This is a genomic window from Flagellimonas alvinocaridis, from assembly GCF_965248585.1.
GTDB classification, from domain to species: Bacteria; Bacteroidota; Bacteroidia; order Flavobacteriales; family Flavobacteriaceae; genus Flagellimonas; species Flagellimonas alvinocaridis.
On the sequence record NZ_OZ252111.1, the window covers coordinates 3,112,498 to 3,129,443 of the forward strand.

Genomic DNA, 16,946 nt, shown 5'->3' on the forward strand with positions numbered 1-16,946 from the left:
GACTGGGCTCAGGATGACATCTCTCAATCAACCATATGGCATCACTTAAAAAATTTCTGAAAACCAAAAGCTACACCAAGGTACTCTTAACGTTCACCGAGACCAACCATTTTGAAATTGCCGCCAAAATCAATGGGGTTACAGGAAGGTTTATTTTGGATACCGGAGCTTCCAACACTTGTGTGGGAATGGACAGGATTGATTTTTTCAAGATGGTTTCCGAAAGCACCGATGTAAAAGCCGCAGGGGCTGGGGCCACCGAAATGGAAACCTTGATTTCTACCAAAAACAAAATCAAAATAGGGGATTGGAAAAAGAGTCGGCTTAAAATCGTTCTCTTTGATCTAGTACATGTAAACAAAGCCCTTACCTCCCATAACGCATTGCCTGTGGATGGCATTATTGGGGCCGATATTCTTAAAAAAGGTAAAGCTGTTATTGATTACGACAAAAAATGCCTTTATCTAAAATTAAAGTAGACACCTTCACCTCAATTTCTTTTCAAAAAAGCAAACATCTGCATTGTGGTAGTGAGCTGGTAAATCTGAAGTATTCTTAAGCTTCCGAATTCCTAAAAATTCAAAGCCACTTTTGGTATAATGTCCTATTAGGCCATCATTTTTTCCACACGTATCCATTCGGATAAATTTCTTATCGGTGGCTTTCGCAAAATCGGTGGCCCAATCCAAAATCTTTGCAACAAAATTCCCGCCCCTAAAATTTGGGTTGGTAGCAATTCTATGGATATATATGGAAAATTCGTTGTCCTTTTCCTCCCAGATTTGGGGGTCCCTGAATGTTATGGCCCACACGCAAGCAATCTCACCATTGATCAACAACTTAAATTGTCGGTTGTCATCGACCTCTGTAACCACTAATTCATGGCTAAATTCAGGCCACTGGTTCTCAGGAAACTTCACTTTCTGAAAATCGGTGGCCAGTTTATAAAGCCTAAAAATTTCGGGAATATCGTTTCTGGTGCTGTTGGTAATCAGCATTTTTCGATACTTTAAGTTGTTTGAAAGAGAGGCATCCACATTAACCTCACTAAAACCCTACGATTTAAAGCTCCAGAGCTTTTTTCACATCACCATCCATCAACAGCTCCACCGGGCTTTCCAAAGCTTCCTTGACCGCTACCAAGAAACCAACGGACTCTTTTCCGTCAATGATTCTATGATCGTAGGACAATGCCACATACATAATAGGCGCAATGGCAATGGCACCGTCCCTAACAATGGGGCGCTCTACAATGTTGTGCATTCCTAAAATCCCACTTTGTGGTGGGTTGATGATGGGTGTGGACAACATGGAACCAAATACCCCTCCATTGGAAATGGTAAAGGTACCACCTGTCATTTCATCGACGGTAATCTGGCCATCCCTTGCCCTAAGCGCCAAACGCTTTACTTCAGCTTCAACACCCCTAAAGGTCAAGTTTTCCGCATTTCGGATTACAGGTACCATAAGACCTTTGGGGCCGGATACGGCAATACTGATATCGCAGAAATCATAGGTAATCATCTCCTTGCCATCAATCATGGAATTTACGGCAGGATACATTTGCAATGCTCGGATAACCGCCTTGGTGAAGAATGACATAAAGCCCAAGCCTACGCCGTGCTTTTCCTTAAATTCTTCCTTGTACTGATTGCGTAGCTCAAAGATAGGAGACATATCCACCTCATTGAAGGTGGTCAACATCGCGGTTTCATTCTTGGCAGCTACCAAACGCTCTGCTACTTTTCTACGAAGCATGGACAATTTGGAACGGGTCTCCCCCCTATTCCCTCCAGTAGGTGTACCCATGGACGGAACTGCTTGCACCGCATCTTCTTTGGTGATGCGACCATCTCTACCCGTACCAGAAACGGACGAAGGTTCAATCCCTTTTTCATCCAAAATCTTCTTGGCTGCAGGCGAAGGTGTACCAGAGGCGTAAGTTTCCTTTTTAGGCTCGGCTTTCTTGGCTTCTGCCTTAGGTTCTTCTTTTTTGGGTTCCTCTTTGGCTTCTGCCTTGGGAGCATCTCCTTCTGGTTTTTTGGCACTGGTATCAATAAGACACACCACTTCGCCGACCGCCACAGCATCCCCTACTTCAGCTTTTATCGTTATAATTCCACTTTCTTCCGCAGGAAGTTCCAATGTTGCCTTGTCCGAGTCAACCTCTGCAATGGCTTGATCCTTTTCCACATAATCTCCATCCTCTACCAACCACTCGGCTATCTCAACCTCTGTAATGGATTCCCCAGGAGAGGGAACTTTCATTTCTAGTACCATGCTATACGCGTTTATACTTTATTATCGAATTAACATATTGTCCTTACTCTTGTCAAAGACATACTCCAACACTTGGGCATGCCTTCTTTGGGAACGCACCGCACTTCCTGCGGCGGGAGCTCCATAAAATCTTCGTGAAGCCACCCTGAATTGTTTGGCTTCATCAAAATGCATCATCAAATGCCCCCAAGCACCCATATTTCTAGGTTCTTCTTGAGCCCAAACAATGTCGTCTGCATTTTTATACTTCTTGATGATGTTCTGCATCTCGCCTGTTGGCAAGGGGAACAATTGCTCCACACGCACCAAGGCCACATCATCCCTTTTCAATTCTTCCCGTTTATCCAAGAGATCATAATAGAACTTTCCGGTACAGAACACCAATGTTTTGACTTTGGCTGCTTTTGCCTCGGCATCATCGATTACCATTTGGAAGCTTCCATTGGCCATTTCCTCTTTGGTGGAAACCACTTTAGGATGCCTCAACAAACTCTTTGGCGTGAATACTACCAAAGGTTTCCTGTAATCGGCTTTCATCTGTCTACGCAACAAATGGAACAGGTTGGCCGGTGTAGTGACATCTGCCACATACATATTGTCCTTGGCACACAACTGAAGGTACCGCTCCATTCTAGCGGATGAGTGTTCAGCTCCTTGCCCTTCATACCCATGTGGCAACAACAGCACCAAACCGTTCTGCAATTTCCATTTATCTTCGGCGGAAGACAGGTATTGATCAATAATGATCTGGGCTCCATTACTGAAATCCCCAAACTGAGCCTCCCAAATGGTAAGCGTCTTAGGGCTTGCCATGGAATACCCATAGTCAAATCCCATTACCGCATACTCCGACAATAAGGAATTATAGATATGGAACTTCCCATTTTGGTTGTCCCCAAGTTCATTCAACAAAGTTACCTCTTCCTCGTGCATCTCTGTCTTGATCACAGCATGACGATGGGAGAAGGTACCCCGCTCCACGTCTTGACCGGTCATACGCACATCGAAACCTTCCTCGATCAGGGAGCCGTAGGCCAAAAGTTCGCCCATGGCCCAATCCAGCTGATTGTCCTCAAAGTACATTTTATGGCGTGCCTCCACCAATCGCTCCAGCTTTCTCAGAAACTTCTTGCCTTCAGGAAGCGCAGTGATTCCTTTGGCGATTTCTGTCAACTTTTTCAGGTCGTATGAAGTATCCATGGTTTCCAACATGGTATCTTCGGTCACTTGGCCAAATCCTTCCCATTCATCTTGCATGAAAGGGGTTATTCTTGTTTTCTCTATTTTTCTGGAATCGAGAAGGTTTTCTTCAAGGTTCTTTTTGTATTCCTCCTCCAGATTTCTTACGTAGTCCTTGTCAATAATGCCCTCGGCAATCAGTTTCTCTGCATAGATATCCCTTGGGTTCTGGTGCTTGGATATGGACTTGTACAGCAAAGGTTGTGTGAACTTCGGCTCATCCCCTTCGTTATGCCCATATTTTCTATAACCCAATAGATCCAAGAAAATATCTCGCTTGTATCGCATTCTGTACTCCAATGCAAAAATGGAAGCATGCACCACAGCTTCGGCATCATCCGCATTGACGTGCAATACGGGGGACAGGGTAACCTTACCCACATCGGTACAATAGGTAGAGGAACGGGCATCCAGATAGTTGGTGGTAAACCCGATCTGGTTATTTACCACGATATGGATAGTCCCCCCGGTAGCATACCCGTCCAAACGGGCCATTTGTATAATTTCATAAACCACACCTTGTGCCGCAAAGGCCGCATCGCCATGCACCAAAATAGGTAGGACCTCTGAAACATTGTTGGCATGGTCACGGTCTTGTTTTGCACGGGTTATCCCTTCAACAATGGCATTTACGGTTTCCAAATGCGAAGGGTTGGGTGCAATGTTCATATTCACCATCTTTCCGGAATCGGTCTCCCGCATGGAAGTCCACCCAAGGTGATACTTTACATCCCCATCAAAGATGGTCTCTTCATAATCTTTTCCATCGAACTCACTGAAAATGTCCTTGGGAGATTTCCCGAAGATGTTGGTCAGCACATTCAAACGGCCACGGTGGGCCATTCCCATTACAAATTGTTTCACCCCGCTATCCGCTGCCTTTTCTATGATTGCATCCAAAGCAGGAATCAAAGACTCTCCACCTTCCAAAGAAAATCGTTTCTGACCCACATATTTGGTATGCAAAAAGCTTTCAAAGGAAACGGCCTCATTTAATTTTCTAAGGATGGCCTTTTTTTCTCCCGGACTGAAATTGGGATGGTTGTCGTTTACGTTGAGCCAATCCTGAATCCATTGGATACGTTCAGGGGTACGGATGTACATATATTCCACCCCAATGGAATCGCAATAAATACGCTCCAAATGGGCCACAATTTCCTTCAAAGATGTGGAACCGATTCCCAGAATCTTTCCAGCATCAAAAATGGTATCCATATCCGCTTCGGACAGGCCAAAGTTGGCAATCTCCAAAGTAGGCTCATACTTTCTTCTTTCCCTTACCGGGTTGGTTTTGGTAAAGAGGTGCCCTCGGGAACGGTACCCATCTATCAAACGGATGACCTGAAACTCCTTTTGCAGGGTTTCGGGCATTTCCACCTGTTTCCCATTGGCAAGAATTACCGTGCCGGTATTGCCGGAATCTATCCCCAAATCTTCCAAGGAGCTTTCCATTCCGAAATCAAATCCTTGAAAAAAAGCCCTCCAACTGGGCTCCACACTATCGGGGTTCGTAAGATATTTATCGTACAGCTCCGCAAAAAATGAGGTGTGTGCTGCGTTTAAAAATGAATATTTGTCCATGGACAGCTAATAGCTAAAAACCTATCTAAAAATTTTATCAAAAATACAACAAATACAACAGTTGGCCTACAAAGTTGCATTTAATCAAAAAAAACTTTTAGGTGTGATATTTGTGTTTGTACCAAACTTTCTGCCATTCTCTTTTCAAGACCAAAAATGCCACTTGTGCCGATAGGTCCACTACATCGGAAAAAGGTAAATTTCTAATCTCTTCCTCTGGAATATCCACCACATAGAGTAGATTTAGGTATTGAGGGAATTTTTCAACAATGAGCACATAGATTTTTTCATGGAGAAGACTTTTGAGTTCGGTCGGTGTGATACCCTCATGAAGATTGAATGGCACATTGGCCAAACCAAAGTCCTTTTCCAGTTGGAGCAGTAGATTCTGGTACAATTGCTCCTTTTGGGCCATTTCCAAAAGTTCCAGACTGTTGTTAAAGTTGGACAGCATATGGTATGTACGTCCTATCCGGTAAAAAAGATTTACTCGGACTTGACTAATTCACCTTCTTTCATCACAAAAACTACATTCCTTAAGGTATTCACATCGCTCTCTGGATTTTCGTTCACCGCGACAATGTCTGCCAAAAACCCTTCCTTGAGCTGTCCAAGACTATCTCCCATCCCCAAAAGTTGGGCATTGGTAATGGTAGCTGATTTTATGGCTTCCACTACAGGCATCCCCGCCTCTACCATGTATACAAACTCGCGTGCGTTTTCACCATGTGGAAAAACAGCGGCATCGGTTCCAAAAGCAATTGGGACTCCTTTTTTATAGGCTTTCTGGAAGGTAGCTTGAATTTTTGGGCCTATTTCACTGGCCTTCTTGGCCACCACATCGGGAAAGTATCCTGGCTTTTTGGCATTTTCAGTAACTTCCTTGCCTGCAGTGATCGTAGGCACCAAATAGGTATTGTGCTTTACCATGAGATCCATGGTTTCCTCACTCATTAGTGTTCCATGCTCAATGGTTTTGATACCACCCAAAATGGCCCTTTGCATTCCTTCATCACCATGGGCATGGGCCGCAGTGAGCATGTTGTAGTCTTTTGCGGTCTCTGTAATCGCCTTTATTTCTTCAATGGTGAATTGCGGGTTCTGTCCACTCTTGGCCACACTGAGCACTCCTCCCGTAGCGGTGATTTTAATAACATCCGCCCCATCTTTATAACGTTGCCTAACCGCTTTTTTTCCATCTTCAGGAGAATTAACCACCCCTTCCTTGGGACCGGGATCTCCCATTAAATCTTTCTTCATCCCATTGGTTGGATCCGCATGGCCTCCTGTTGTACCAATGGCCTTACCTGCCGTAAAAATCCTTGGTCCCATAACAACCCCTTTGTTTATGGCATTTCGAAGTGCGATGTTGACCCCGCTTCCACCTAAATCGCGAACGGTGGTAAAGCCCGCCATTAAGGTGTTTTTGGCATATATTGTTGATTGAAATGCTACATCAGCATCATTTAAAGTAAACCTTTGGATGTAGGTATTTGGACTGGACTGACCTTCAATATGCACGTGCATATCTATGAATCCAGGCATTACGGTCTTGTTCTTCAAATCCACCACCGTATCTTCCGAGCCGCCAGTTTTATACCCATTCTCAATGGATTTAATACTATTTCCCGAAACAATTATGGTTTTCTCGGTAAGCATTTTACCTGATTTCACATCCAATAAACGCCCACAATGGAGATAGGTTTCTTGAGCCAATGCCAGGGTACTAAAAAGCAATACGGAAAGAAAGATGAGTTTTTTCATTTTAAAGGGTTTAGTCAATTAGTTTGACTAATGTAAGTATCCATTCCGTGATAACCTAAAATCAGAACCCCAGGACTCTTGAATAAAAAAGCCTGTCCAATGGGCAGGCTTCACTATTCCAATGGATCATAAAAACTCTAGCTTCTTACTTTAAGCTCCCAATCCCATGCAGATTTCAGGGCTTCATCCAAAGAAGATTTGGCTTTCCAACCCAACACTTCATTGGCCTTTTGGGTATTTGCATAAGCTTGTATAATATCCCCCGCCCTTCTATCCACGATCTTATAATTGAGTTCTTTTCCTGACACGCGTTCAAAACTTTGAATCACTTCCAATACCGAGCTTCCTTTTCCTGTACCCAAATTGAAGACCTCGTAGTTCTCTTGGTTATTCCCATTAATCAAGCGCTTTAAGGCAACAACATGGGCTTTTGCCAAATCGACTACATGAATGTAATCCCTTATACAGGTACCATCTTCCGTAGGGTAGTCATTACCAAACACAGAAAGCTGCTCCCGAAGTCCAACCCCTGTTTGTGTAATGTAAGGCACCAAGTTTTGCGGTACCCCAATGGGAAGTTCCCCAATATGTGCCGTTGGATGTGCGCCAATGGGATTAAAATAACGAAGTGCAATGGCATTTAGGTTGGCATTTACCCGACATGTATCATAAATGATTTCCTCTCCAACCTGTTTTGTATTTCCGTAGGGAGATTCGGCAGATTTAACCGGTGCATCTTCCGTAATGGGCATTTCATCAGCTTCGCCATATACCGTACAGGAAGAACTGAAAATAAAATTGGAGTTGTTCTTTTTAATCAATTCCTGCAAAATGTACACCAGAACCCCAAGGTTGTTTTCGTAGTAGAGCAAGGGGTTTTCCATACTCTCGCCCACAGCTTTGGATGCTGCGAAATGGATCACCCCAGCAACATCACCATGTCTTGCAAAAAAATCTTGGACTTTGGTTTTTTCCCTTAAATCCAACTCTTCAAAAATGGGTTTCTTTCCTGTGATGGCCTCTATACCTTCCAAAACATCTTTGGATGAGTTGGAGAGGTTGTCAATGGCAACCACTTCAAAGCCTTCGTTCTGTAATTCAACAACAGTATGGGAACCTATGTACCCCAATCCTCCTGTTACAAGTATTTTCATGTTTATTGGTTTACGAAATCAATAACCAAACTGGTTATAAACTGAATCTGCTCATCATCCAATTCAGTGTGCATGGGAAGTGATATCACTTCCTCCACCAACCGATTGGTTACTGGAAAATCAGCTTCATTATATCGTGCATCCGCATAAGCTTTTTGCTTGTGCAAGGGAACTGGATAATACACTCCACATGGAACGGAATTACTATTTAAATATTGCACCAAGCCATCTCTTTTGCCATTCAAGATTCGTAACGTATACTGATGGAAAACATGACAGTCACAACTATTTTGGCTCTCGCCACAAGCACATACGATCCTAGGGACAACTATGTGCTCCTGCCCTTCAAAAGCCTTGGAGTATTTAGAGGCAGCCTCCCATCTTTTTTGATTGTACATATCCAACTTTGGAAGTTTGGCGCGCAGCACCGCCGCCTGAATGGAATCCAATCGTGAATTGACACCAACCACATCATGATAATACCGTTCATACATGCCATGGTTGACCATCCCTCTTATTATATGGGCCAAATCATCATTATTGGTGAATATGGCACCTCCATCCCCATAGCATCCTAAATTTTTTGAAGGAAAAAAAGAGGTTGACGCAACATGGCCTATGGTCCCTGCCTTTTGTTTTTTCCCATTGGCGGAAGTATATGTGGCCCCAATGGCTTGGGCATTATCCTCAATCACATACAAATCATGCTTCTTGGCCAAGTCCATGAGAGCATCCATATGGGCACATTGCCCAAATAAATGAACCGGAACAATGGCCTTGGTCTTTGGCGTAATGGCTTTTTCAACTGCCTTTATATCAATGTTAAAGGTATCTGGCTCCACATCCACCAAAACAGGGGTCAGGTTCAAAAGCGCAATAACCTCCACCGTGGCCGCAAAGGTAAAATCGGCCGTAATTACCTCATCACCGGGTTGCAATCCCAGCCCCATCATGCAAATCTGCAGGGCATCTGTACCGTTGGCACAGGGTATTACGTGTTTTACGTCCAAATATTCCTCCAACTCCTTCTGAAAGGCATGTACGTGCGGGCCATTGATAAATGCCGAGGAATCCAAGATTTCGGCTATGGAATCGTTTACCTCATTTTTAATGCCTTCATACTGGCCTTTGAGGTCTACCATCTGTATTTTTTTCATGCTGATAAGTTATGGCTCAAAATTAAGAAATAAAGATCCCATAATGTCCTATTCCCGAAAGAATGTATTTTAGCGGAATATGATGGTCCTACGCCTTGTTTACAACATTCTAATGCATCTTTCATGGCATGTCTTGAAGGTCATTGCGCTATTTCAGCCCAAAATGAAGCTCTTTGTCATGGGGCGAAAAAAAACCTTCGAATTAGTGCAGACAGCCATCCCAAGAGGCACCAAATCCATTTGGATGCATGTAGCATCACTGGGAGAGTTTGAACAAGGGCTCCCCCTTTTGGAACAATTGCGCCTGCAGTACCCCGACCATAAATTGGTACTTTCCTTTTTTTCCCCATCGGGCTATGAAGTAAAAAAGAACACCTCAGCTGCTGATGTGGTGGTATATCTTCCCATGGACACCCATTCCAATACATCCCGGTTTCTGGATTTGGTGAATCCCTCACTGGCCATTTTCGTTAAATATGAAATTTGGCCCAACTACCTGCATCAACTCAAACAAAGAAATGTACCAACCATATTGATATCGGCCATTTTCTCCAATCGCCAAATCTTTTTTAAGCCGTTTGGTGGATTTATGCGAAACAGTCTAAAGAGTTTTTCCCACTTCTTTGTTCAAAACGAGACCTCAAAAACCTTGTTGGCCTCCATTGGTTTTACCAATACCACCCTAAGTGGGGATACCCGATTTGATAGGGTTCATGAAATTTTGAAACGAGACAACCGTCTCGATTTTATGGAACAATTTAAAGGAACCCAACCCTGCTTTGTGGCCGGCAGCACTTGGCCGGAAGATGAGAAGATACTGGTGGACTATATCAATTCTTCCGATCATGATTTGAAATTTGTACTTGCCCCGCACAAAATTAAACCCGAACATATTGAACGACTGATGGGCTCCATTTCAAGAAAGACCATCTGCTATTCCAACATGGGCAACGATCCCCTATCAGATTATGACGTTTTGATTATTGACACCATTGGCCTTCTCACCCAAATTTATAGTTATGCCCAAGTGGCCTATGTAGGTGGAGGGTTTGCCACAGGACTGCACAATACCTTGGAACCCGCAGTGTATGGCATACCCGTATTGATTGGCCCCCATTTCAAAGGGTTCAAAGAGGCCGAGGATTTGGTGGAACTTAAGGGAATCATTCCTATTTCCACTTCAAAAGAATTTGCCCTTGCATTAGATCAACTGATAACCGATGCTGATTTTTTGGAAAAAACAGGAAAAATCAACGCTACATACATTTTACAAAACGTTGGGGCCACTCCTTTGATTATGCAGCATATAGCCCATTTACTTTAAAATATTTTGGTTAGTTTTAACAAAACTGACCTCCATGGATAAGCGTATTTTCAGGATTTCTTTGACCGCCGCTTTGGCGGGTTTTCTATTTGGATTTGACACTGTGGTCATTTCCGGGGCTAACCAACCCATTAAAGATCTTTGGAACACTAATTGGTTTTTGGGAGATTCCATTTTCACCTTTCATGGCATATTTATTATGTCCATGGCGCTTTGGGGTACGGTAATGGGCTCTCTTTTGGGAGGTATCCCATGCGATAGACTGGGCCGAAAAAAAACCTTGCTCTGGGTAGGAGCGCTTTACTTTATTTCTGCCTTGGGTTCAGCATTGGCACCGGAAGCGTACAGTTTTTCATTCTTCCGATTTATTGGTGGGGTCGGGGTTGGAATCTCATCTGTAGCGGCACCGGTTTATATCTCCGAAATCTCAACGGCGGAAAATCGTGGCAGGCTTACTGCTCTGTACCAGTTTAATATTGTCTTTGGCATCTTGGTTGCCTTTGTATCCAATTTTCTGATCGGGGCCATATTTAAAGAGGGTGTAGCATGGCGCTGGATGCTGGGCATTGAGGCATTGCCTGCACTCATTTATACCCTTATGGTCCTGAAGATTCCACATAGCCCCAGATGGCTTTTGCTCAAAAACCATGAAGAAACCATTGTCATCCGTTCCTTGACCTTATTGGGGATAGGACAAGATCAGGCAGTTGTGCAGTTATCAGAAATAAAACTGGCCCTTCAGGAAACGGCTCACAAGCAAAAGGACAAGCTCTTCTCCGGCAAGTACAACAGACCCCTTATTTTAGCCTTTCTGATTGCGGCCTTCAACCAACTTTCGGGAATAAATTTTGTATTGTACTACGCCCCTGAAATACTGGAGCGGGCAGGTCTGGCTTCCGGCGAATCACTTTTTAGCTCTATCTCCATAGGCATCATTAATCTTATTTTCACGTTTGTTGGGATTTCTTTGATAGACAAATTGGGCCGCAAACAATTAATGTACATTGGTTCTTTTGGGTATATCATAAGTCTATCCATGGTAGCGTGGTGCTTTTATTCCAATGCAGGTTCTGTATTGTTGCTCATTTTTATTCTCATTTTCATTGCATCACATGCCATAGGTCAGGGAGCTGTGATATGGGTTTTCATTTCAGAAATATTCCCTAACAAAGTACGGTCCTACGGTCAATCATGGGGAACTGGAACACATTGGGTGTTTGCCGCGCTCATTACCCTATTGACCCCAACGTTTCTGGATGCAGAAATTGGAATTTTCAAGGATAATCCTTGGCCCATTTTTATCTTCTTCGCTTTTATGATGTTACTGCAGTTGTTCTGGGTCGTTTTTATGATGCCCGAGACCAAAGGTGTTAGTTTGGAGGAACTTGGTAAATTGCTCAGCAGAAAAAAGGGTGACGAACATTGATAGGGTACGGCACATGAGGAAAACCTGTCCGTTAATCGAATATGGATCAATTTAGGGTGGCAAATACGTGATTAATTCCTTACATTGGAGTAAATTACACTATTATGACTGATGAAATCTCTTTTGGCAACAAGCTCATGGTCGCTTTCTTGCGATTCATGGTCTTTGTCTTGGTAATTATTTTGATTGCGATCCCTGTTTGTATTTTATTGGATGTTCTTGGCGTACTGGACGCCTTAGGCATGGGTTAATAAAAAATGATATCCTGCTTTTCCATTTCGCCCGTGATCAGTTTAATGTAGGTATCTACAGCCTTATCTACGTTAGGAGACTCCGTCATATCTATATTGCCTCTCCATATCAGTTCCCGTTCTTTACCAACACATATACAGTACAGAGAGGTTTCTAGATGGTAAATATTGAATGAATCGTAATATTCGGGGTCGTAATAAATATCCTGATGCTCCAAGTAATCTGCGTTGAAACGCATGAACATCCTATCAATGTTGTTTATTCTTTCCTTGAGGGTTCGCTTGCTATCCGCCCCAACAATCTTGGTAAACAAAATAGCGTCGAAATCTTTATCCAACAATTGTTGTTCAACTTCTGACAGTTCTTCTTCCGACTTTTGCGATGATGTAAAATCCACATCAAAAAGATCTATACTGCGCATGGCTTCCACTCCTTTTTCCTCTAACTTCTTGACCAGTTTGCTCTCAAAATCCATTTGTACGGCTTCATCCTTGGCCATACCCACCACCAATACCTTGTACGCATCAAAAAGAACAATGTCAGGATTCTTCCAAGTGCTCACCAACTTTGCCGTGGAGCAACTGGAAAAAACTAAAATACCAAGAACTATCAGTTTTAATTTCATTGGAGTTGATTTAGGCCCATGCCCAACAAAGATCTGATTCTATTTAATGGGATACAAACTTACCCTGTCTTTTTTCCAGCTGTCTCTGCAATTCCTCAATGGTTTCTGCCAAGGATTTTTCAAAATCGTCCGTTTTGGACTTGGCAAAAAGTCTAGGTCCGGGAGCACTCAGTTCTATTTCGCATATTTTCCCCTCTCCAGCTTTATCGTTCTCCATTTTAAAGAGCACATTGGCTTTGATCAACCAATTGTACTTATGCTCCAACCCGTCCAACTTTTTCATTAAAATTTGATTCAATGATTCGCTGGTCTTCATTTTTAAATATTGAATTTGTACTTCCATGATTCTTATTTTGATTTTCTCCAAAGCTATGGAGTGAAACTAGAAAATTAAATGACAAATGTCAGCTTGATGAATCATCGCCATGAAAAGGGTTGGCCGGTACTTTGAAGTACCGAGAACCAAAACTCTCCCTCCATGTCTATTTTCTTCCTTTTTTTGGTCACCTCGGCTATAGGCACATAGACAAACTTGTTATTGACCTTGCTGCTCACAAATCTGGTCTTCCCTGCCATAGCCCCGTGGACTGCATGATATGCCAACCTACTGCAATAAACACTATCGCTGGAATTTGCCGGAGCACTTCTTATAATGTAACTGGGGTCTATATATTTTATGGTTATCGAAGCGTCCTTGAAATGTTCAGCTATGCGTTCCTTTAAAAATATTCCAATGTCCTGATGCTTCACATTGCCCGACGCATCCTTAACACCACTTTTCTTTTGGAACAGATGCTGCCCAGCCCCTTCCGCCACAACAATTACGGCATGTTTTTTCTGTTTCAGGCGTTGTTCCAACGCTTTCAGGAATCCTTTTTCTCCTTCCAAGTCAAAATCCATTTCAGGAACCAGCACAAAGTTTACAACAGGCATGGCCAAAGCGGCAGAAGCAGTAATAAAACCACTATCCCTCCCCATAAGTTTTACAATGGAAACTCCGTTGAAAGCCCCTGTAGCTTCATTGTGGGCATCACGTAGAATAGGGCTGGCCACATCAAATGCGGTTTCAAACCCAAAAGATTCATCAATAAGGTCGATATCATTGTCAATGGTCTTGGGAATGCCCACTACACTGATCTTGGCATTTCGCTTTTGGATTTCTTCGCCTATGGCATCAACTCCCTTAAGCGTACCGTCGCCACCAATGGCAAATAACATATCTATCTGGTTGGCCTCAAGCGTATCTACCATTACCGAAACGTCCTGGCCACCTCGTGAGGACCCCAAAAATGTACCTCCAAACTGGTGAATGTCCTTTACCTTGTCCGGGGTAAGTTCTACAAACCCATGCCCTTTATCCGGATTCAGACCCTCATATCCATAGGGTACACCCAGTATTTTTTTGAGCCCATAAAAATAATGGAGTCCCATGACCACACCACGAATTACATTATTGATGCCCGGGCACAAACCTCCACAAGTAACAATGGCCGCTGTTGTATGCTTGGAATCAAAAAAGATGTTCTGTCTGGGGCCTGCCTTTTCCAAACACGATGGCTCCTCCCCTGTCTTAAGACAGTGATGGTACTGGTCTATGGATAGGTCAAAGACCAATCTATCGGAATCGTTTATAAAATCGAAGATATTATCACCCTTAACGGTACTTAGCTTCAGGGGTGATTTATATTGGGGGTGGCCTAAACTTGCTATCCGAAATTCACTCATTTGCTCTCTATGTTTTAGAGGTAAAATTTTGTTGCCATTACCCCTCTCTCCAAAGTTACCATGAAAAGGAGCAATAGCAACAAAAATCATCAATCTAAAGCAAGAACAGGAATTTCCGAATGCAACGTTAACAGTTTTGTTAAACGACCTTCAGAGGGTGTACTGTTTTGCGCATGGTTTCTGGGCAAGATGGCCAATAAGTCAATCTGTTTTTCATTGATGTAGTTGAAAATTCCCTCCTCTACATCTTGATTCTTATTGAACGTATGCTCCAAATAGAAATGCTCCAAGTAGTATTCCAAAGAATCCTCGGTGCTTTCCGCAACAGATTCTTCATCATAGATGGATTCTTTGTAGATAGTCAGCACATGTACCCTTGAATTAAAAGTACGCGCCACATCCAATAAAGTCTCCAAAACCTTCTTATCGTCAATTTTCTCTCCGCCCATGACCAAAGCAATGTCCTTAGGCTCCTTGATGCGACAACCATAAGGAATCGAAATTACCGGACACTTGGCATCCAGAACAAGTCTTGAGGTGTTGGTTATGGCCTCATCCGTAATTTTATCCCCCATGGTCCCCATCATGATCAGGTCTGCATTGTTCTCGGATTGGGCCGATAAAATTGTGCTGGTCATCTTACCGGTAGCCGTCTGGAATTCGGGGGGCAATTTTAATTTCTTGTCTATTGACTTTACCACATTTGAGAAATCTTCTTTCAAAGACTCTTCCTCTGAGGTGCTAATGGGCATTGCTCCTACATACATCGCCAAAATGGCAATGGAACGATCTGGCCCCACAAAGTTGATCACATATTCCAATGCGTTCACTGAAGCTTCAGAAAAATCAAAAGGAATCAATATTTTTTTTATGCTGCTCATACCAAAAAAATTAAGTGTTTTAAAACCTTCATATCAAAAATAGACCAGATAAGTTAACCAAAACATGATAGTTGTCATGTAAGGATTTCGCCCAGACTGACATTTATCATATTTTATACCAAGCTGCGCGTCTAATTTTGACCTATAATCCAAAGGTATGCAGCTATGTGTGAATTAGTTCAAAAGTATAACGTTCCTGGACCCAGATATACCAGTTACCCCACGGTTCCTTATTGGGATTTGGAGAACTTCTCTGGCAAGAAATGGAAATCAACCGTACTAAAAGCGTTTCAGGAAAACCCAGAAGAAGGCATCAGCCTATATATACATTTGCCCTTCTGCGAAAGTCTTTGCACCTTTTGCGGATGCCATAAACGTATTACCAAACGACATGAGGTAGAATTACCCTATATAAAATCGGTAATAGAGGAGTGGCGATTGTACACTGAGCTTCTTGGCAAAAAACCAATATTAAAGGAACTTCATTTAGGTGGAGGCACTCCTACTTTCTTCTCTCCAGAACACCTGACCATGCTAGTTAATGGCATTCTTAGATTGGCAAAAAAGGCAGAAGATGCCCAATTCAGTTTTGAAGGGCATCCCAACAATACAACAAAGGCACATTTGCAGGCCCTTTTTGATGTAGGGTTCAGAAGGGTCTGCTACGGTGTGCAAGACTACAACTTAACGGTACAAAGGGCCATCAACAGAAAACAGCCTTTTGAAAATGTAAAAAATGTGACGGACTGGGCCAGGGAAATTGGGTACACATCGGTTGGACATGATATTATCTATGGCCTACCTTTCCAAGATTGTTCCCATGTGGAGGAAACCCTAACAAAGACCAAAGCCCTTCAACCCGACAGGATCGCCTTTTACAGTTACGCCCATGTTCCATGGTTAAAAGGCAATGGACAACGAGGTTATAAAGAAACCGACCTTCCTTCGTCCGTGGAGAAAAAAGCACAATATGAAATGGGCAAAAGAATGCTTACCGAATTCGGATACAAAGATGTGGGCATGGATCATTTTGCACTTCCTACCGATAATTTGTACACCGCACTCAATAATGGCACCCTGCACCGAAACTTTATGGGCTACACACCCTCCAAGACCAAACTTCTGATAGGTTTAGGAGCATCAAGCATTAGCGACAGTTGGTATGGATTTGCCCAAAATGTAAAGAGCGTTGAGGAATATCAACATTTGGTATCACACGGACTTATTCCTATTTTTAGGGGACATATCCTAACTCAAGAAGATCAAATTGTTAGACAACACATTCTTAACCTGATGTGTCAGTTTGAAACCTCATGGGACAAGAAGGAAGAAGAGGTGGTCGATTTTCAAAAAATCATCGGAAACCTTTCCGAAATGGAATCCGATGGACTCATTGAAATCGGAAAAAACCACATCAAAGTAACGCCAAAGGGAAGACCCTTTATACGGAACATCAGCATGGCCTTTGATGTAAAGTTACATCGAAAACAGCCCGATACCCGAATATTTTCCATGACCGTTTAACCTAAACATGAAAA

16 protein-coding genes are annotated in these 16,946 nt (G+C 42.9%); 5 read left to right on the forward strand and 11 right to left on the reverse strand.

Annotated features, from left to right (window positions below; all coding sequences use genetic code 11):
• The first annotated feature begins 35 nt into the window (after window positions 1-35).
• On the forward strand, window positions 36-479 hold the full coding sequence (locus tag ACP14V_RS13975) for a retropepsin-like aspartic protease (RefSeq protein ID WP_272608622.1): 444 nt from the start codon (window positions 36-38) through the stop codon (window positions 477-479).
• Window positions 480-485: 6 nt separating this feature from the next.
• Here ACP14V_RS13975 and ACP14V_RS13980 read toward each other — a convergent pair whose 3' ends face one another.
• From ACP14V_RS13980 to ACP14V_RS14010, 7 genes are all read right to left on the reverse strand, one after another.
• Entirely contained in the window at window positions 486-998 is a 513-nt protein-coding gene (locus ACP14V_RS13980) for a GNAT family N-acetyltransferase (protein ID WP_272608623.1), read from the reverse strand.
• 64 nt (window positions 999-1,062) lie between these two features.
• Window positions 1,063-2,280 (reverse strand): 2-oxoglutarate dehydrogenase complex dihydrolipoyllysine-residue succinyltransferase, encoded by a 1,218-nt coding sequence (odhB, locus tag ACP14V_RS13985; protein ID WP_272608624.1) that lies wholly within the window; start codon window positions 2,278-2,280, stop codon window positions 1,063-1,065.
• 21 nt (window positions 2,281-2,301) lie between these two features.
• Window positions 2,302-5,100, reverse strand: a complete 2,799-nt coding sequence (locus tag ACP14V_RS13990; protein ID WP_272608625.1) for a 2-oxoglutarate dehydrogenase E1 component — start codon at window positions 5,098-5,100, stop codon at window positions 2,302-2,304.
• Window positions 5,101-5,197: 97 nt separating this feature from the next.
• Window positions 5,198-5,554, reverse strand: coding sequence for a hypothetical protein (locus ACP14V_RS13995; RefSeq protein WP_272608626.1), 357 nt, complete (start codon window positions 5,552-5,554; stop codon window positions 5,198-5,200).
• Window positions 5,555-5,586: 32 nt separating this feature from the next.
• Window positions 5,587-6,864, reverse strand: coding sequence for a metal-dependent hydrolase family protein (locus ACP14V_RS14000; protein ID WP_272608627.1), 1,278 nt, complete (start codon window positions 6,862-6,864; stop codon window positions 5,587-5,589).
• Between the two features lie 137 nt (window positions 6,865-7,001).
• Entirely contained in the window at window positions 7,002-8,018 is a 1,017-nt protein-coding gene (gene galE, locus ACP14V_RS14005; RefSeq protein ID WP_272608628.1) for a UDP-glucose 4-epimerase GalE, read from the reverse strand.
• A 2-nt stretch (window positions 8,019-8,020) separates the two neighbouring features.
• The gene (locus tag ACP14V_RS14010) at window positions 8,021-9,175 is read right to left on the reverse strand and encodes a DegT/DnrJ/EryC1/StrS family aminotransferase (protein ID WP_272608629.1); all 1,155 of its coding nucleotides are present in this window, start codon (window positions 9,173-9,175) and stop codon (window positions 8,021-8,023) included.
• Window positions 9,176-9,353: 178 nt separating this feature from the next.
• On the opposite strand from ACP14V_RS14010, the gene ACP14V_RS14015 reads away from it, so the two are divergent.
• The 3 genes from ACP14V_RS14015 (at window position 9,354) to ACP14V_RS14025 (ending at window position 12,176) form a co-directional block, all read left to right on the forward strand.
• Window positions 9,354-10,499: a 3-deoxy-D-manno-octulosonic acid transferase gene (locus tag ACP14V_RS14015; RefSeq protein WP_313791635.1), complete on the forward strand. Its 1,146-nt coding sequence runs from the start codon at window positions 9,354-9,356 to the stop codon at window positions 10,497-10,499.
• Window positions 10,500-10,533: 34 nt separating this feature from the next.
• Window positions 10,534-11,925 carry a sugar porter family MFS transporter gene (locus ACP14V_RS14020; RefSeq protein WP_409557916.1) on the forward strand — a complete coding sequence of 464 codons (1,392 nt, stop codon included), beginning with the start codon at window positions 10,534-10,536 and terminating at the stop codon, window positions 11,923-11,925.
• Between the two features lie 104 nt (window positions 11,926-12,029).
• Window positions 12,030-12,176: a hypothetical protein gene (locus ACP14V_RS14025; protein WP_161594410.1), complete on the forward strand. Its 147-nt coding sequence runs from the start codon at window positions 12,030-12,032 to the stop codon at window positions 12,174-12,176.
• Here ACP14V_RS14025 and ACP14V_RS14030 read toward each other — a convergent pair.
• The 4 genes from ACP14V_RS14030 to ACP14V_RS14045 all read right to left on the reverse strand — a co-directional run bounded on the left by ACP14V_RS14030 (window position 12,173) and on the right by ACP14V_RS14045 (window position 15,408).
• Window positions 12,173-12,802, reverse strand: a complete 630-nt coding sequence (locus ACP14V_RS14030) for a hypothetical protein (protein ID WP_272608630.1) — start codon at window positions 12,800-12,802, stop codon at window positions 12,173-12,175. The two genes, ACP14V_RS14025 and ACP14V_RS14030, sit on opposite strands and share 4 nt — an antisense overlap.
• A 43-nt stretch (window positions 12,803-12,845) precedes the next feature.
• Entirely contained in the window at window positions 12,846-13,145 is a 300-nt protein-coding gene (locus tag ACP14V_RS14035) for an HPF/RaiA family ribosome-associated protein (protein ID WP_272608631.1), read from the reverse strand.
• A gap of 74 nt (window positions 13,146-13,219) precedes the next feature.
• Entirely contained in the window at window positions 13,220-14,527 is a 1,308-nt protein-coding gene (locus tag ACP14V_RS14040) for an ATP-dependent 6-phosphofructokinase (RefSeq protein WP_272608632.1), read from the reverse strand.
• An 89-nt stretch (window positions 14,528-14,616) separates the two neighbouring features.
• Window positions 14,617-15,408 carry a universal stress protein gene (locus ACP14V_RS14045; RefSeq protein ID WP_136566646.1) on the reverse strand — a complete coding sequence of 264 codons (792 nt, stop codon included), beginning with the start codon at window positions 15,406-15,408 and terminating at the stop codon, window positions 14,617-14,619.
• A gap of 165 nt (window positions 15,409-15,573) precedes the next feature.
• Here ACP14V_RS14045 and hemN point away from each other — a divergent pair, with 165 nt between their 5' ends.
• Complete coding sequence (hemN, locus tag ACP14V_RS14050) at window positions 15,574-16,932, forward strand: oxygen-independent coproporphyrinogen III oxidase (RefSeq protein ID WP_272608633.1); 1,359 nt, start codon at window positions 15,574-15,576, stop codon at window positions 16,930-16,932.
• Window positions 16,933-16,946 lie beyond the last annotated feature (14 nt).

Excerpts from the sequence above, each read along its gene's own strand:
- ACP14V_RS13975 (WP_272608622.1), top strand. The coding sequence starts at position 36 with ATGGCATCACTTAAAAAATTTCTGAAAACCAAAAGCTACACCAAGGTA.
- ACP14V_RS13980 (WP_272608623.1), bottom strand. The coding sequence starts at position 998 with ATGCTGATTACCAACAGCACCAGAAACGATATTCCCGAAATTTTTAGG.
- odhB (WP_272608624.1), bottom strand. The coding sequence starts at position 2,280 with ATGGTACTAGAAATGAAAGTTCCCTCTCCTGGGGAATCCATTACAGAG.
- ACP14V_RS13990 (WP_272608625.1), bottom strand. The coding sequence starts at position 5,100 with ATGGACAAATATTCATTTTTAAACGCAGCACACACCTCATTTTTTGCG.
- ACP14V_RS13995 (WP_272608626.1), bottom strand. The coding sequence starts at position 5,554 with ATGCTGTCCAACTTTAACAACAGTCTGGAACTTTTGGAAATGGCCCAA.
- ACP14V_RS14000 (WP_272608627.1), bottom strand. The coding sequence starts at position 6,864 with ATGAAAAAACTCATCTTTCTTTCCGTATTGCTTTTTAGTACCCTGGCA.
- galE (WP_272608628.1), bottom strand. The coding sequence starts at position 8,018 with ATGAAAATACTTGTAACAGGAGGATTGGGGTACATAGGTTCCCATACT.
- ACP14V_RS14010 (WP_272608629.1), bottom strand. The coding sequence starts at position 9,175 with ATGAAAAAAATACAGATGGTAGACCTCAAAGGCCAGTATGAAGGCATT.
- ACP14V_RS14015 (WP_313791635.1), top strand. The coding sequence starts at position 9,354 with ATGGGGCGAAAAAAAACCTTCGAATTAGTGCAGACAGCCATCCCAAGA.
- ACP14V_RS14020 (WP_409557916.1), top strand. The coding sequence starts at position 10,534 with ATGGATAAGCGTATTTTCAGGATTTCTTTGACCGCCGCTTTGGCGGGT.
- ACP14V_RS14025 (WP_161594410.1), top strand. The coding sequence starts at position 12,030 with ATGACTGATGAAATCTCTTTTGGCAACAAGCTCATGGTCGCTTTCTTG.
- ACP14V_RS14030 (WP_272608630.1), bottom strand. The coding sequence starts at position 12,802 with ATGAAATTAAAACTGATAGTTCTTGGTATTTTAGTTTTTTCCAGTTGC.
- ACP14V_RS14035 (WP_272608631.1), bottom strand. The coding sequence starts at position 13,145 with ATGGAAGTACAAATTCAATATTTAAAAATGAAGACCAGCGAATCATTG.
- ACP14V_RS14040 (WP_272608632.1), bottom strand. The coding sequence starts at position 14,527 with ATGAGTGAATTTCGGATAGCAAGTTTAGGCCACCCCCAATATAAATCA.
- ACP14V_RS14045 (WP_136566646.1), bottom strand. The coding sequence starts at position 15,408 with ATGAGCAGCATAAAAAAAATATTGATTCCTTTTGATTTTTCTGAAGCT.
- hemN (WP_272608633.1), top strand. The coding sequence starts at position 15,574 with ATGTGTGAATTAGTTCAAAAGTATAACGTTCCTGGACCCAGATATACC.